We start from the raw sequence: 15,068 nt of genomic DNA, 5'->3' as shown, positions 1-15,068 counted from the left end.
AGTTACGAAAACAGCCAAAAGTCAATAAGCCAGGCATATTAAGCCGATTATGGGCACCAAGAGTGGTGACAACATCTGAAAATAATTTTTTATTATTTTGGCGCGCTAAATTTCAAATGAAATCAGCCGCGATAATCGCGACCAATCGTCATCGCAACCAGCTCGATCTGAGGTTTCATACGGTCCCACAAGCCAAGCGGTTTAGCCACCTTGCGTAGCTTCTTCATGCCCTCGGCAGGATCAGACTGCTTCTCGAAGAACCGCATCAGGCAATCATGGAAAGCCTCAGATTCGATCATTCGCTCTGTCCGGATTGACGCTGGTGCCATGGATGAATAGCGAAACATGTCGACAACGGTGCGCTCAGGGGATGTGATTCTGACATCGACCCCTTCGATCTTCACGGTATCCACACCGACAGCCAGGAAATCGTCGTTCCAGTAGAAGTAGTCGGCATCGACGCCGGAGGTCAGCTCAGTCGTAGCGGCTTTGGAGCGAACATGGATTGCGATATTGAGCTTGGGGGCCATCCCTTGCGTCAGGTGATGGAATGCGGCCGCACTTTCAAGGCAGAAGACGATGGAAGGATTGCGAATGGATGCCCATGCCCAAACCGCACGAGGGTCTTCGGGCATTGGTGTGTTGCTTTCGACTGCTTTGAAGATACCGCGTGCAACGCGCTCTAACACGCCAGCTTCGACCAGGCGCTTAAGAGCCATACGTGATACACCCTTGGCAGTCAGCTCAACCCCAGTCATAGGACGTCCAGCTTCAGACAAAGCCTGAAGTGCCGTTTCTGCTGATGGTGAGTTCAAACTGGCTGCCATTGCGTATCCTGACCTTCCTTGTTACGAAATTTCGCGAAACTTGGATCAGCATAGAGGTTTCGTAACAGTATGTCAAAGATAATTGGTGGCCGATGATGACAAGGCAGTTATCATGCCTCTTTGGGCAGATCGTCTCGGATTCGTCTACAAACTACCTGCATTGTTTGTTAAGCGGAGCATCGTTTTGGCAGAGAGACGCTTGAAATTCGTGCCTTTCATGAAGCCTCAGACGGTACAGACACCGCCTGAAGGAGCGGAGTGGGTTCATGAGATAAAGCACGATGGCTACCGCACTCAGCTCGTAATCGAGAATGGCAGTGTCATTGCCTACAGCAGTAGCGGTATCGATTGGTCTTCAAAATACCAAAATATCGTTGCCGACGCTCACGCCTTTCCCTGCACTACCGCCATCATCGACGGCGAAATCGTTGCCAATAACCCGAACGGTGTCTCTGATTTCAGTTTGCTGCCCCATGCTATCAAATGGGCACCAGAGAGCCTGATTTTCATGGCGTTCGACTTACTCCATCTCGATAGTAAAGACATGAAGGCGGCCCCGCTCCTTGATCGCAAAGACAGGCTGCACGACCTCATCAGCGGACATGCAGCCTCTATTCGCTATAGCGAGCATGTACATGCCAGCGGACAGAAATTCTTCGAAGCCTGTGAGAAGCTTGGCGTTGAAGGCATGGTCTCCAAGCAGGTAAACGGAGCCTATCGAAGTGGCCCATCAAAATTGTGGGTGAAGACCAAATGCTACATGATCGATGATTACAATGTGATTGGAACAAAGACCACGAGAACAGGTGAATATGTTGCGATTTTGCAATCTCGTGCAACTGGAGAATATGCAGGCGTCGCCTTCGTTAATCTGAAAAGCACTGAGCGAAAGCTGTTCAGGGAGCTGGTCGAGATTCTTCAGACGACAGAGCCACCGTCCAGGCATCCCAAGGACGGAACGGCAAACTGGCTTAACCCGGGCATCATTGCTTCAGTCAGGCATCTCAGAGGTGAAGAAAGCCTCCGCCACGCAAGCATCATCGGCGTCAGGATCGATCCAGATGTCATCAACCCTCCATCGGACTAGATCGCGCTTTAGCTTTTGAACTGCGAAGCACCCTTCCAATCTGACTGCTTAGCCTCGGGACTGATCTCGAATGGCAGCGGCCGTGGATAGAACTCGAAAGGCGCAGGCAAGGTAGGATTGATCGTGTTGCCGATGCGGTCGAACTTCTTCTTCGTGAAGTCCATGCGGATAAACGTGCGCTGACCTTCATGCTCAGGCTTGGCAACCGGAGAGCGGTGGAGCTGGTAGGCCGTCATCATCATGATATCGTAGGTTTCAGGCACAAACAGTTCGGTGTCGTCTGGGACCTGCTTGCCGAGTTCCACGAACCAATTGTCCTTGGCCTCGTCCAGCTGCGTGGCATCGACCACGACATTGCTGAATTCGGTCGGATTGTTGTCGCTGACCACGTACTGATGACAAACTTCGAGCTTCTCAGGGTATCGAATGCCCTGCATGCCATCGAAGTGCCAGCCGCCATTGCGGTGCGTGCGCCCTGCCGTGATCATCCGCTGATCTACGGTGATGTAGATGTAGTGGGTGTCGCGCCATGAGGGCATCAGTTGATCCTCATGAGCGACGGCCTGATTGATCACGTCCATGATCGCAGGATCGTACTTGTAGACCTCAGGTAGAGAGATTTCGCCGCCTGGAACGTAAATCAGCATGTCCAGGCAAGATGGCAGCGCGGTTCCGAAACGATGACTATCGAGACGACCGACCTTGAGCGGAAGACGAGAAATGGAAAAACGCTCAGGAGTGAATTTGTGTGTAATGTCGTCGAGAGCAATTTGAATATTAATGTCTGATGATTTGGACATATTTTCACCCTTAATTTTCAGCATCGTATACACGGTTAATTCAATTAATCCATAAAAAATCTGCTGCCCATAGAAATTGAATTGCTGAAGATTGTTACGAGTTGTCTACATTGACCCAGATAGCACGGCAATGTCGTAACATTGTCGGTCTCTTACTCCACCGCCATAGGTTCACCGTCTGCCTATTTAAGTGTAAACAAATTTTTCTATTTATTGACGGAAATAATTCTGCTAAAGGAAACGCAAATTGTGGAAAGGGTATTTCTGATGGACGGAACATTAATTTTTTGCTCGGATTCGGTCCTTCGCTTTCGTTCGGATTTCGACGAGATGACTGCATACCCGATGACTATGCTTCAGGAGGTAATCGAGAATGGCGAGAAGGACCCGTATTTCCTGCTGAGATATTTCCATCACAACGTTGCCATCGAAGAGGGGACTACGCTCGCCAACATCTTCTTCGCTATCGAGCCGTGGAAGGATTTGCTGACAGCCTATCTTGGCAGAAATGTTGGAGCTTACATCGATGAGACTCGAAAGCCGTCCAGCATTTCGAGTTGGGATATTGAATGGATTGGAATCTATCGCAGCACCAGTGTGCATCGTGCCTATGAGCACACCCCAATGAAAGATGTTGAAGACCTGATGGCCTACTTCAACCGGAAGCGCATCCCTACGAAGGAGTTCAATATTGAACATGGGTGTGATGCCTCCGGCTTTGTCAACGGACAGAATGAGCGCTACAGCATTAGCGGCGACATTCATGAAGTAAAAAATATTCCCGTCGTGCTCATTGGCAAGCAGACACTGGCCGCTCATTTAGGAAAGAACAAATCACTGTTCAAAAAATCGATCTTGGGTGTCGAAAGTGAAGAATATGCAAACTTCATTGTGGGAGAGACCTCATTCTGTTTCTCCGAAATGATGAAAGCAATTTTCGTCAGTGGCCTCTTTTTTGATACTCCGCAGTACGCCAAACAGACCCATGAGGAGGTCAAAGAAATTTCCAAAGCTTTGCACGAAAGCCTTGAGAGAGACGGTAAGGATGTTATCGAAGAAGCGGCCGAGATTGAAAAGCAGGGCAAGGCTGACGGTGACGAAGACAAGCCTATGAAGGTCGTAGTCGCAGACGGCGCTTTTGACTCCGTGATCAACCACATGGACTACGAAAGCGAATACTGGAAGCTTCTCAAGAAGAAAACCAAGGGAGTCGACGGTGCTCCAATCCGGATCGGCGAGATCGCTGAAGCGACACCGCCAGAAGTTCGCCTGTATGGAAAGCTCATCGAGTAATGAACAAGGGCACCTCATTGAGTGCCCTCCCTTCTTTCTTTATCGCCAATTTAGCCACAAACCCAGAACGGAGAGCTGCGCATGGCAACATCTACCCTCTATTACGTCAAATCCAACATGTCTTATCAGGACCCACGTCGCTTCATTCTGATTAACATGGGCGAAAATAATTATCGCAAGCGTCGCAAGGAATTGAACGACCGCGAAAGTCGCGACCGTATCATCATCCACAAGATGGGTCCAAACAGCTATCGCTTCCAGATTTATCGTTCGCGCCATGCATTCTGGAATGGTGCTCGGACTGGCAAGGGAACGACCGCCAAGCAATGTCTGCATCGGGCATACGCCGAGCTTCTTAAGTGAACGTTCAAAGCAAATAGACCTCCGGCCTGATTGCCCGTTGCGACCAAGCCGCTTAGGCTTGAAGTAACAATCCGAATCGAAGGTGGAACATGAATCCTGGATTTCAAACCTTAAAGGACTTACTGACGAAAAATATTGAGACTAGCCGTGGATACACGTCCGATCCAGCATCAGCTCCTGCGCTCTATTTGATAGAGGGAGAGGGAGAGCAAGGCGTAAGAAGATACTCCGAAAATTACGCAAATGGCATCCAGAAGGTGCTCGACAAGCTAACTCCCGCTATTAATGCGAACGATCTTGAAGCCTTTGAGGAGGCGCGACTGGCCATCAAAGCCGAGTATGATCGATATCTTGGAGCGGTATCCGACATCAACGCAAACGACACGTTCGTCACGGAAGGCATGGGCCGTGCTATCGACTTGGTCGACATCGTAGAGCGACAGATCGGTTTTACTGAGACATCAGCCCCGACGATGTAAGCGTTCGGTCGCGAGCGTCTTCTGGATTGCATTCCCAGTGCGTATGCTTATGGCAGGAAACAGACGAGGATTTATAACAATGGCAAATTGGCGCGACTATCTTGATGTGAGAGAGGCCAAAGGCGACGACGCAGCTTGGAAATTCGCTCAGAAAAACTTTCCTCGCGACTCTCAGGACTACGATAGTGCGCGCCGCTTCCACAAGCCTTCCAAACAGGACAGGCGGGAAAGCGAAGAGCGCCAACGGTCGATTGCCAACGTCAGTCAGCGCGAAATCCATGACAACTGCCAGTTTGACGGCTTGCCTGGGTTTGGCAAGAGGTAAGGACAAGTCTCTCTGCTAGAGGTCGTTTCGCCTCAACCGATCACCCTTGCCGCTCCTGCTTGGGCATCTACTCAGCGTTCTCAGTGCGTCGGCAAATGAAGAATATGAATTGTATTCTTTTTTCGGCCCATCAATGACTTCATTTACGTGAATCCAATATGGGCCGTCACCTAGATATGGAGACGTTTTCAGCTTATATCTAGGTTCTTCAAAAAACAGAGTTGATCGCTTGCCGTTTGAATCTAAATATTCGATCTGGATTGTATTGGAATTCCGTCTTCCCAGATCCCTTTTAGGCAGAGCTTGCAAGAGGGGAGCATTGTCCGAAAAACTCACGACCAACGCGTTATTGACGCTAGTCAAGGGTGAGTTGCGCAAGGGGTTGTCTATAGGCTTCCTTTCTAATTTATCATGCGCCAAGTAATATAAGTTGCCTTCTGGATCACCTAGCTCATATACGTATTCTTCATAAGAACCGCTTTTTATAGCTTCGCGAACGAAGTCTTTATTAAAAGCTTGAGGCGTGCCTGGGGCAGCACGTTCTATTCGCAGGACTAGCGTTGATGGTGAGTATGAACTCCCATATGGGAGACAGCGTGATTGGGCCTTCTCGATAGCCTTCTCGCGCTCTAAATAATAGTCTTTAACTGCTATATTTGCGGCGCTCATCAACAAAAAAGGAGTGCTTGCGGTCAGCATTATACAACTTCCCAGTAGCTTCCCAGCAGTATTTTTAACGCTTTTGAGCAGATATACACCTAACACAAATGTCGCTAATGCTGGAAGCCAAAGAGCCGATATTTTATGACCGAAAAAATTATCTATCGCCAGTGCGGCCATTATGTAAGGTATTGAGATCACGAATAAAATGGTGGTATAGACTTTTTTCCGACGTTTTGTGTCGGCATCAAAAAAGAAGGCGGTTAATAGACACAAGACAATAACTGCATATATGGGGAACGTGAAATAAGACCAAATAAAGCTTAAAAAGAACACTAATTCGATAATATCAGGTCCTTTGATGCCCATCCCCTTACCCCTTCCTCTTGCGATTAATGAAATGAGCCGCTGACAATCAGGAATGTGATTGCAGACACAATTATGACGACTGGGACAGCCAGAACGTAAAATATTACCTTTGCGACACACTTCACAGTTGGCCTAGACGATTTAGTAAAAGCAATGAGCGTAGCGAGCGGAAAAATACTGATGTAAAGAGGCCATGTCCATGCAAACCATATAATGGAACTGAACATAATTACAGCTACGCGGTCTTGACTCATTGACAGATCCCCATTCATCCATTTGTCCATTATGATCTAAAGAAACGTTCGGCGTAATGAGATTTTTAAAAACCATATAAATAGTTCACCCCATTATGCTGTATGTATTTTTATCATGCTCGCATAATATTCTGCATTTCCTTCGCCATCGTCACAGCCACATTGACATCAATCCCAAAATAGGGCGCGGCATCGATCACCGCTTCAATCGACGACTCATTTCCATGGATATCCGAGATCGCCGTCTTCAACGTCTGGCCTTCGCCTGGTGACGGATTGATGTCGAATGCAGGCGAGAGCCGCCATTTGCCACCAGCGCCCAGCAGGAAGCCGTGGTTGCGGAGATGATCGTCAAAGTTCGAGACCAGCACTGAGAACATCAGCCTGCGATACAGCTCCTCGATGTCCTGACGTGGCTGAGCGCCGTATTGTTCGATCTGCATGGCGAGGTCGACATAGTTGCCAGCCTCGGCTCCAGACAGCCCCATGAACGTCTGCGCACTGATGAAAGGCACTCTCTCGTCACCAACGCGGTCAAACCTCTTCACAAGGAGAACTGAGTGAGGAGCATCGATCCTGACAGTGCGAGCTTCAGATGCCGTAATCCCGACAAGAGCCGCCAGTCGTAGAGTGTTGGCTTCGACTTTGGCTACGTCGTAGTCGTCATCCGGCCGTGGCAGCTTGGCGATCCACAGAGAGCCGTCGTCGCCAACGACGTTCATCTTTGGCCTCGCGCCTCCAAGCGAGCCTAACAGGTGCGCCAGGCAGCTGAGATCGGAATTGCCCTTGAAGACCTCTGAATCTCTCTGGAATGCGTATGCGGCCTTGATGAAGCGACCAGCGTCTTTGACATGAGGAACGGCTGTGAGCGTGCCCCTAGACAGCGGCAGGGCTGTTTCGGTGTCGAAGAACCGCAGCGCGCCCAGCCGGAGCTGATCGACGGGTTCGACCAGGTAGTCGAGTTCAGTGACGAACAGGTGCTCATTCTGCTCGCGACAGCGGAGATGAGCCTTCAAAACCTTACGGCCCCATGAGTCCGGTGCTGCATCGGCCATGGGAGCGGGGAGGGCGGTCTTGTCGCCTGTATAGAAGAACGGGCCGCCATCGAGAGGCATCGAAGGCGCGAGGGCAAAGGCATCCGAACGAGCAATCCAGCTGTCGACATAGGAAAAACGCGACGACTGTTTTCTGCCAGCACCGATCTCGAAAATCAGTTCACCAACGGGAATTCCCATACTTCCATATTTGACATCGATTTTTCGATTAATGGACACAATACACCTCTAGTGTAGCACGTTCAACTTGGACAGTTGCGACGCTAGGACATGTATTGCTTTGAATGCAACAATCAATCCGCAAAGTGCTACATAAAATCTCAGCTAAGCCAATAGTCCTCTACATTAACACCCCTGTCACGAAAATCATAATCCTGAGTAAATGCAGTAGCATACTCGTCCTCGTAAGAATAAGGTTCTGTATCCATTATGACACCGGAGAATGTTTTTGTTTCGTACCCTGTTATGGAGCCTTGCGCGTCCATAATAGCAAATTGTGCAGTCCCGGTAAATAAAGTGTCGCCGTCGACATCAATCTCCACTCCATCTGCAAAACCAAAGTAGACTTGCGATAGGTCACCAGATCGCGCTCCGAACCCGTCATATTCTTGACTTCCCACGGTTATTTTAACATCAACAGGCCAGAATAGACTATTTGGATAAGGGCTAATAATCTCTGCAGCAAAGGCTATTGTGTTGTTACTGTACGCACCTTCGTTGATTGAAGCCCACTGGATATTGGCCCATTGTTGATTCAGGTGGCCTATGCCAGAACTTTCAATCTGGCCGCCAAATGCTAGATCATAAATGGCACCACGTCCTGTGTACGTTGAACTAGTCCCGTTTGAAACCCAGGCTCCGCCATTAACGTCATAACTTTTGCCAAAATTATAAACGAATATGTTTTCAATGATAAAATCGTTGCAAGAAATAGTAAATTCGTTGGCATAAAAGTCCACAAACATGTCACTTAAGCTATTTGCATACAAATAATTAACGTTGAACTCCCCGTTAATGTAGCCATATGCGTCACTTGCAACATTTGTTAAATCAAATGAATCATTACCACCCCATCCAAGGTATTCACCGCTGCCCCTTATGACAATAATGTCATTGCCGTTTCCAGCATCCACATAATTCCAATCACCTTCTGCTATGATAATATCATCACCATCACCTCCTCCGACCCATTTTGCCCCATCAGTTCCAGTCCATATTGTATCATTACCTAGTCCACCCCAAATGCTATCGTTGCCGACACCTCCATGGATAAAATCGTCGCCTGATCCGCCATGCAATTCGTCGTCACCTTGTCCACCAAAAATGAAATCGTTTCCTGCATTACCAAGTATTTTGTTGTTGAGATGATTGCCAATTATTATGTCATCGTTCCAGCCGCCAGCCGCTCGTTCTATTCCTGTATTAAAACCGCTACCTGCGACACCTGAATTTGCAATCGTGAAGCCACCAGCACGGACACCACTTGAGCTAAACAAAGTCGACAAGTAGCCTCCTGCCGCAGATGAAGAAATCGTAAACTGTTCTTTTATGCCATCAGGCAAACCTACCCAAAATTTGGATCCCATGATGATATCTTTGACATCAATCATACTTTGGCCATGTTGGTTCATCAGCGTTGCTTCATTCAGATTTATGATTGCGCGTTGATCGCCTTGGTATTCTATTTCGTCGATCCCACCTGTGTCCCAAATACTATAATACGCTCTGCCAATCTGGACATGGCCATTAACGTGGCCGTCATTCAGAGTGTCCCCAGCATCGATAATCGAATATTTTGTATCAGTTTGTGCTTTGGCCTTCGCTCCATACAAATGATGAAGCGCAGCTATATCAAAAGCCATAGGAGTAATTACGTGACCATAGTCATTGTTCGTTGAATGTTCATATGACAATGCCGTATACTTAGCGTTATCAAAAACACCGAAGAACATATCAGTACCGCCATCCTGATCATGTGGGTGGTACAACCCGACAGTGTGCAAGATCTCATGAATCGCGAGATAGTCGGCATATCCAGCTCCATCGCTGACGTAGCCTGAAAAAATTTTCGAATTGGCCGTTAAATCGACGGCAATAATGGAGTTGTCAAACTGAGTGTTAAGGTACGTTCCAAATCCGTCAGCACCATTCATATTTTTAGTTCCAGCAACATATTGGTAGGGATTGTTGTCTGGAGTCGTGTATTGGAAAGTTATATTCGCGTAAGATGATATTGTTCTGTAAGCATAACTAAATGAAGATTGGATTGAAGCGTAAGCTATGCTAGAAGGTCTTCATATATGAGTGGCGAAATACCGTTATTACGGAGGGAGTTCATAGCAAAAAGGATATCGCTTGTTACAATGCTACCCAATTGAATATTGTTGGTTTGCCACTGATCAGCAGCAAACGTCCATGTAAACACTCCATTGAATTTTTGTGTTCCAGCAATTGCGCTAATGAAGTGATTGCTGGATTTTTGAACTGTCGTTATATTTGTCATGATTCCCCCTATGATTTTTAGACATCGTTTTAGCGATGGATTGACGTTCCTCACTTGCTACTGATCGATGATCAGCGCCATTCCTGGTCAGCTCAAGGACTGACTTTATCGGTTTTTCGGTGTTATCGATTAGATAGTATGCCTCGTCGTATGTATTGGCATCTTTTAAGGAGATCGGTCCCGAGTGTGTTCTTCGCATCTCTCCAAACACAAAAATAGTCGAGTTTCCGAAATGGTACACCGTTAACAGGTCGTAACACCTATTCTTGCTAGCCAGACAAATCGCTTCAACGAATTGCTCGCTTTTAAGTTTTGGTTGAATAATTATGCCCTCAGGCGGGATTTCCTTCAGCTCTGCCACCAGTCCATTCTTAACAAGATGTATGAGACGTTCAGAAGTTTTGGGATTCTTGAAATCACAATACCGTTCTATATCGCATCGCGTTAAGCTGTAGACTAGGCCTTTGTAACTGAGAACATCTCCTTCCACTTGTGGAACCTCCCCTGACAGTCGCCACAATATAGCTAATGCTATTGATCCGATGATGATAAAGGCGTAATAAATTCTCTTCATGACTCCCCCTAATCTCAATACTATCAAATTATTCTATCGGCCAAAACGGTTTATTATTTATAGAGGAAATCGCAAAAATGAATGGACGGCACCGATTTTAAAAAAACAGCTTGGAAGCAGCATAAGAGTGCTCCAAGACAAAAGTTTATTCGCACTGTCCGGAATCGACATTCAATCATTCAACCTGGTTGCCTACTGACCAAAACTGTCATAGATAGACCGTCTGGAGGAAGTGACCATGACCGAACCTTTGCTCATTCGTGAGAACTGCCGAGTAGTCGATCTCAATGGCCCATTTGCCGTCGTTCGCTACGGAGACAAGATCACCGAGGTAGAGCACGTCAACCAGCCTTCCTTCAATCGCTACGCCGTGGGCGAGACTGGCAAGCTTCTCTATTTCGTTCAAGGCAACATGAGCTATTGGACTTTTGTGCGCCAGGAGCCTCATACGACCTCACAGTCTTAAAGCAGCGGCTTCCGGCTCTAGTCGCTTCTCGACGGCCACTATCTCGATCTGCTCGGGATCGAATACGGCGATCTCGTAGATAGCACCATCGTCGCCTGAAATGCCGTAAACGGCATCATAACCTTGTGCCTTGAGTTCAGCGATCCTGTCGACAGACAGAACCTGAGACTCGATCCCAAACAGGCGTATAGGATTTCGGATCGTGAGATTAGCGGTCATAACGGTCTGGACATCGCCTTCTTCGATGCAGCCAGCGTCCGCATAACACCAAGCATCGTCGATGTCTGGCGTGAAATAGATGCCGCCGACACCCTCATAGCGCAGCGGTGAAAACGCAGAGACCTCCTTGTACGAGCCGTGATAGCCGATCACTGGTTCAATTGTTTCCGTCATGATGCGTCCTTGGTGGCCGATAATGCGAGTTTCCGCATATGAAGGTCGGAGGTTGTCACGCAAGGGTCAATCGATAAGCACCAAATCGACCAAATCTCGGAGATTTATGTCTACCGCAGCGAGAGATGGATACTCCTCTCGGAGAGAAGCATTCTAAATCAAAAATATAAGCAAGAAGTCAGTAATGACAGTATATTTTGCTTGAAACTGTTGTCGGTTATCCGTATGCGAACACGCGAAGGGGAAGTGAATATGGCATATGGTTCCATTGAACTAACGTCCGCTGACATCGAATTTCTGAAAACCCAGAATGATGCGGCGAAATCGAAAATTTCTGCAAACCTCGCGGCCAGTTCATCTGATGAGGAACGAGCATTCTATGAGAAGGCAAGCCAGTCCGTCGCGAATATGGCCATCCAGTTGGGCGATTGGAAACCTGGGAACCATTCGTTTGACGAGGAGACGCTCTTATTGCTCCGTGGACTGGCCGCTCCCGCAAATCCAACGGAATACGCAACAAGGCTTCAGGTTGCCAGGAGGGCGCAAGACACCTCGGAAGAAGCCCGTGTCGAAGCTGAGTGGAACCTGTCAAATACCTTGAGAGCCAAGTTGGAGAAGCCGTTCCTCGACGACCATACGCAGGATGCCGAAGAAGACGAAGAATCTGATCAGTGATCTATAGGGATTGCAATTATCTGATTTTCGGCTTGCTCATTGATATTTAATTCGTCAACATTTTAATGTTCAACAAATGGAAGCATTTAAATGACGGCCGAAACCACAGTTATCAATTTCGATCCGAACATGAATTGTTCGGGAAACATGTCCACCAAGACGATCCGCATGACCTTCGGCGTCTGGGATTATCGTCTCATCAAGGAAATTACCGTTGGCGGCAACGGTGCTGGTTTCCACAACATCGATTCTGCCCTCATGCAGCTTTACGAGGACGTGGAGGAGACTGGTATCGTTCTCAAGCGCGAGAGCGATGGCGAGACTCTTCTCTGCGAAGACGATGATGATCAGGGCGAAGACTGGCTCAAGGACATGCTGATCGCGGCCGAAATCATTGCCATCGCTCCTCAGGAGTGGCCGAAGGACTAATCGCCTGGTGTTTCAATGGAGAGGATGTCGTCTTCGTCAAACACAATCTCTGCAACCGCGTAAGGCGGCCCAGCCAACCAGCTCGGGTCGCTTTCCATTTTTGGCTCCAATTTGATGGCCGATAAGGTGCGAGTGCCGATGTCAGTCACAATCCATTCGCCACCGCCATTCGTGAAATGACTGCCTATCTTCAGGTGAGCGAGATCGGAACGTAGATGGCCTGCATTCAGGTATGGGAGGTTAGGTTTCAATTGCCTGATCGCCCTCAATGGCGATTGTGTAGATGCCAATGTTTCATTGAAGTAGACCGGTGGCGGACAAATTACAAGGCAGTCGCAGCAGAATAGCAGACGGTCTAGCGGATATTATCCGGCCATCATCTGGACATTACCAAGCCGAGAAACTTCCGCTTTCGGCGACACTTGCGAGACCAGCAGATACGATATCGCTTTAATCACTTTTTGGACATCGTAATGACCGAGCATCTCGACAATCTGAAGAAAGCTGTCCTTCGCCTGCTGCACGCGCATGCCCCACAGGATGAGCAGGTAGACCCGCTTCTTGTCGTGTCGCTCGGCCGAGTTCTTTTCAACGCCGCAAAGCGCGGAGAAGACTTCAGGACCCTCGCGACGGGTTCGCAAATTCGCCACATCTACGACTGGCTAAAGGCCGAGGTTCTGAGCGGAGCGGAATGGCTATCCGTCGTCGACGAGAAAGGCCGCCCGCGCAAACTTCTGAAGTTCGGAAGCGTGGCTCAGATCGTCAAGGAAGCTGATAAGGCCATGGAGAAAGCCAACCAGCGCGCAGGCAAGGTTTCTCTGGTTGAGGGCGAGGAAGTCGTCATTGCAGAGCTGGAAGACGGCTACACGCTTGTTCGGATGCTCACGCCCGCAGCGCTCGACCGCGAGAGCCAGGTGATGCAGCACTGCATCGGGCACGGTTCGTATGATGCAAATCTGAACAACAGCCAGCTACTCTACCTGTCACTGCGAGATCCTTTCGGGAAACCCCATGTCACCATGGAAATCTCTGATTACGGATCAAACATGCACATATACCAGCTCAACGGAAAGCAAAACGACATCCCGCTAGGCAAATACCTCAGCCTTCTGCGTCCATGGTTCAAGGCTAACAACGTCAGTTTTCCCGGACTTCCACCAGTGGGCGTCATTATCTCAGACGAGGACGAAATTTATCATCCCGAAGAACTGCCAGACGGCTTCAAAACTAAGGGAGATTTCCAAACCAGAAATCTGGGAGACGGAAGAATCCCGGAAAATATGGTCGTTAACGGCGATATGTACGCCAACAGAAACGAAAACCAGTATCTTCAAACCTTTTTACCCAAAGGCCTGAAGGTTAGAGGAGACCTTCGCCTATCTTGGCCTTGGCCAGAGACAATTTCAGACAACACCATTGTGGCGGGGACGCTTTATGGCAGCCTGTCCATGCTGAAGGAGATCGGCGAAAACTGCAAAATCGGGAGAAACTGCAAACTGAATGGAACCACAATTTCAAAGCTGCCTGAAAAAATGATGGTCGGGGGCATACTCGACATAGCTTTGACGGACATCGAAACCATTCCAGACGGGGTCACTTTCGCAGGGCTTCATGCTGAAGAATCGAAATTGAAAGCCTTGCCCGAGCATATCAGGGAATACAACGAGCTTCATATTATGAAGACGGCAGTTTCCAAAATACCGGAGGGATTAAAGATAGGTGTTCTGGTGGGAACCGCACTCAATCTCACTGCGTGTCCCGAAAGTCTAGAAGTCGAATATCAGCTTTATATTCTCAATTCCAACATTTCCCTGATCAATGGGAATTGGAAAATGCCGAATTCAACGGGTTTTGAAGGCAGCACTATTGGTGAAATGAGAGGGGATCTTGTTTTCAGTGGTCCGCTATACGACATCGTCGAATTCACGAACACCAAGATCGGAAAGCTTCCCGATAGCATCACCTGCGAAAACGGAGGCTTGTCATTCGCGGGATCAGATATTTCCACGCTTCCGAAAATGGTAAATGTTCAGGGCGAGCTTGACCTGCGCGATACCCCAAATCTGAGAGAATTGCCTACTGATTGTGACGTGCGTTGTAAAACATTGGTGCTCAATAACAATCCACCCATGGAATTGCCTGAAAACTGGCAGGTTGAGACCGTCACACTAACTGACGGGGGTGAATTCGAGACCCAAATGTCTGCTGACGAATATCGTGAGAATGTAAGGACTGAAATAGCAAAATTGGAAGCTGCCCTGAAATTCTGAAATAATTTCAATTCATGATTGGGCATGCGGGTATTACAGGTGCACTCGACTTGCCGAGGGTCGCTGAGGGGGCATCGGCTGCAAGTGTCGATGTTGGCTGCACACCATCGGATGGACTCCTAGCGTCTGGTGCACACGCGGCCGTAAGGTCTGGAACGTCATCGTCAAACATGCGAAGGTAGCTGGCGACAGAAAGAGTTGCCTCCCAGTTCATCGTGGGCTTGCAGACCTAAAAATGACCTATTT

The 15,068-nt window shown here is 48.4% G+C and carries 17 protein-coding genes; 9 read left to right on the top strand and 8 right to left on the bottom strand.

Annotation, left to right across the window (positions count from 1 at the left end):
* Window positions 1–122 precede the first annotated feature (122 nt).
* Window positions 123–827 carry a type IV toxin-antitoxin system AbiEi family antitoxin domain-containing protein gene (locus tag QU595_RS11265; protein ID WP_315921904.1) on the bottom strand — a complete coding sequence of 235 codons (705 nt, stop codon included), beginning with the start codon at window positions 825–827 and terminating at the stop codon, window positions 123–125.
* A gap of 85 nt (window positions 828–912) precedes the next feature.
* Between QU595_RS11265 and QU595_RS11260 the strand changes: the two genes are divergently transcribed.
* Window positions 913–1,914 carry an RNA ligase family protein gene (locus tag QU595_RS11260; RefSeq protein WP_315921902.1) on the top strand — a complete coding sequence of 334 codons (1,002 nt, stop codon included), beginning with the start codon at window positions 913–915 and terminating at the stop codon, window positions 1,912–1,914.
* Between the two features lie 8 nt (window positions 1,915–1,922).
* On the opposite strand, the gene QU595_RS11255 is transcribed toward QU595_RS11260, so the two are convergent.
* Window positions 1,923–2,738, bottom strand: coding sequence for a hypothetical protein (locus QU595_RS11255; RefSeq protein ID WP_315921900.1), 816 nt, complete (start codon window positions 2,736–2,738; stop codon window positions 1,923–1,925).
* A 243-nt stretch (window positions 2,739–2,981) separates the two neighbouring features.
* On the opposite strand from QU595_RS11255, the gene QU595_RS11250 reads away from it, so the two are divergent.
* The 4 genes from QU595_RS11250 to QU595_RS11235 all read left to right on the top strand — a co-directional run bounded on the left by QU595_RS11250 (window position 2,982) and on the right by QU595_RS11235 (window position 5,174).
* Complete coding sequence (locus QU595_RS11250; RefSeq protein WP_315921898.1) at window positions 2,982–4,007, top strand: hypothetical protein; 1,026 nt, start codon at window positions 2,982–2,984, stop codon at window positions 4,005–4,007.
* Window positions 4,008–4,088: 81 nt separating this feature from the next.
* Window positions 4,089–4,370, top strand: a complete 282-nt coding sequence (locus tag QU595_RS11245) for a hypothetical protein (RefSeq protein WP_315921896.1) — start codon at window positions 4,089–4,091, stop codon at window positions 4,368–4,370.
* Between the two features lie 89 nt (window positions 4,371–4,459).
* Window positions 4,460–4,849 (top strand): hypothetical protein, encoded by a 390-nt coding sequence (locus QU595_RS11240; protein ID WP_315921894.1) that lies wholly within the window; start codon window positions 4,460–4,462, stop codon window positions 4,847–4,849.
* A gap of 79 nt (window positions 4,850–4,928) precedes the next feature.
* Complete coding sequence (locus QU595_RS11235) at window positions 4,929–5,174, top strand: hypothetical protein (protein WP_315921892.1); 246 nt, start codon at window positions 4,929–4,931, stop codon at window positions 5,172–5,174.
* A gap of 15 nt (window positions 5,175–5,189) precedes the next feature.
* Here QU595_RS11235 and QU595_RS11230 read toward each other — a convergent pair whose 3' ends face one another.
* The 4 genes from QU595_RS11230 to QU595_RS11215 form a co-directional block, all read right to left on the bottom strand.
* On the bottom strand, window positions 5,190–6,203 hold the full coding sequence (locus tag QU595_RS11230; protein WP_315921890.1) for a hypothetical protein: 1,014 nt from the start codon (window positions 6,201–6,203) through the stop codon (window positions 5,190–5,192).
* A 367-nt stretch (window positions 6,204–6,570) separates the two neighbouring features.
* Window positions 6,571–7,731, bottom strand: a complete 1,161-nt coding sequence (locus tag QU595_RS11225; protein ID WP_315921888.1) for a type II toxin-antitoxin system HipA family toxin — start codon at window positions 7,729–7,731, stop codon at window positions 6,571–6,573.
* Window positions 7,732–7,832: 101 nt separating this feature from the next.
* On the bottom strand, window positions 7,833–9,665 hold the full coding sequence (locus tag QU595_RS11220) for a hypothetical protein (RefSeq protein WP_315921886.1): 1,833 nt from the start codon (window positions 9,663–9,665) through the stop codon (window positions 7,833–7,835).
* Window positions 9,666–9,968: 303 nt separating this feature from the next.
* Window positions 9,969–10,589 carry a hypothetical protein gene (locus QU595_RS11215; protein WP_315921884.1) on the bottom strand — a complete coding sequence of 207 codons (621 nt, stop codon included), beginning with the start codon at window positions 10,587–10,589 and terminating at the stop codon, window positions 9,969–9,971.
* A 238-nt stretch (window positions 10,590–10,827) separates the two neighbouring features.
* Here QU595_RS11215 and QU595_RS11210 point away from each other — a divergent pair, with 238 nt between their 5' ends.
* Complete coding sequence (locus QU595_RS11210) at window positions 10,828–11,055, top strand: hypothetical protein (RefSeq protein WP_315921882.1); 228 nt, start codon at window positions 10,828–10,830, stop codon at window positions 11,053–11,055.
* On the opposite strand, the gene QU595_RS11205 is transcribed toward QU595_RS11210, so the two are convergent.
* Window positions 11,044–11,448 carry a hypothetical protein gene (locus tag QU595_RS11205; RefSeq protein WP_315921881.1) on the bottom strand — a complete coding sequence of 135 codons (405 nt, stop codon included), beginning with the start codon at window positions 11,446–11,448 and terminating at the stop codon, window positions 11,044–11,046. The genes QU595_RS11210 and QU595_RS11205 overlap by 12 nt on opposite strands.
* 252 nt (window positions 11,449–11,700) lie before the next feature.
* On the opposite strand from QU595_RS11205, the gene QU595_RS11200 reads away from it, so the two are divergent.
* Window positions 11,701–12,123: a hypothetical protein gene (locus QU595_RS11200; protein WP_315921879.1), complete on the top strand. Its 423-nt coding sequence runs from the start codon at window positions 11,701–11,703 to the stop codon at window positions 12,121–12,123.
* 90 nt (window positions 12,124–12,213) lie between these two features.
* Window positions 12,214–12,552: a DUF5406 family protein gene (locus QU595_RS11195; protein WP_315921877.1), complete on the top strand. Its 339-nt coding sequence runs from the start codon at window positions 12,214–12,216 to the stop codon at window positions 12,550–12,552.
* Here the strand turns inward: QU595_RS11195 and QU595_RS11190 are convergent.
* Window positions 12,549–12,803: a hypothetical protein gene (locus QU595_RS11190; protein ID WP_315921875.1), complete on the bottom strand. Its 255-nt coding sequence runs from the start codon at window positions 12,801–12,803 to the stop codon at window positions 12,549–12,551. The genes QU595_RS11195 and QU595_RS11190 overlap by 4 nt on opposite strands.
* A gap of 222 nt (window positions 12,804–13,025) precedes the next feature.
* Between QU595_RS11190 and QU595_RS11185 the strand changes: the two genes are divergently transcribed.
* Window positions 13,026–14,822 (top strand): hypothetical protein, encoded by a 1,797-nt coding sequence (locus QU595_RS11185; protein ID WP_315921873.1) that lies wholly within the window; start codon window positions 13,026–13,028, stop codon window positions 14,820–14,822.
* Window positions 14,823–15,068 lie beyond the last annotated feature (246 nt).

Source organism: Mesorhizobium sp. SP-1A (assembly GCF_032460275.1).
In the GTDB taxonomy this organism is placed as follows: domain Bacteria; phylum Pseudomonadota; class Alphaproteobacteria; order Rhizobiales; family Rhizobiaceae; genus Mesorhizobium.
Note: the sequence above shows the minus strand (reverse complement) of the source record. Positions and strands in the feature narration are given on the sequence as shown.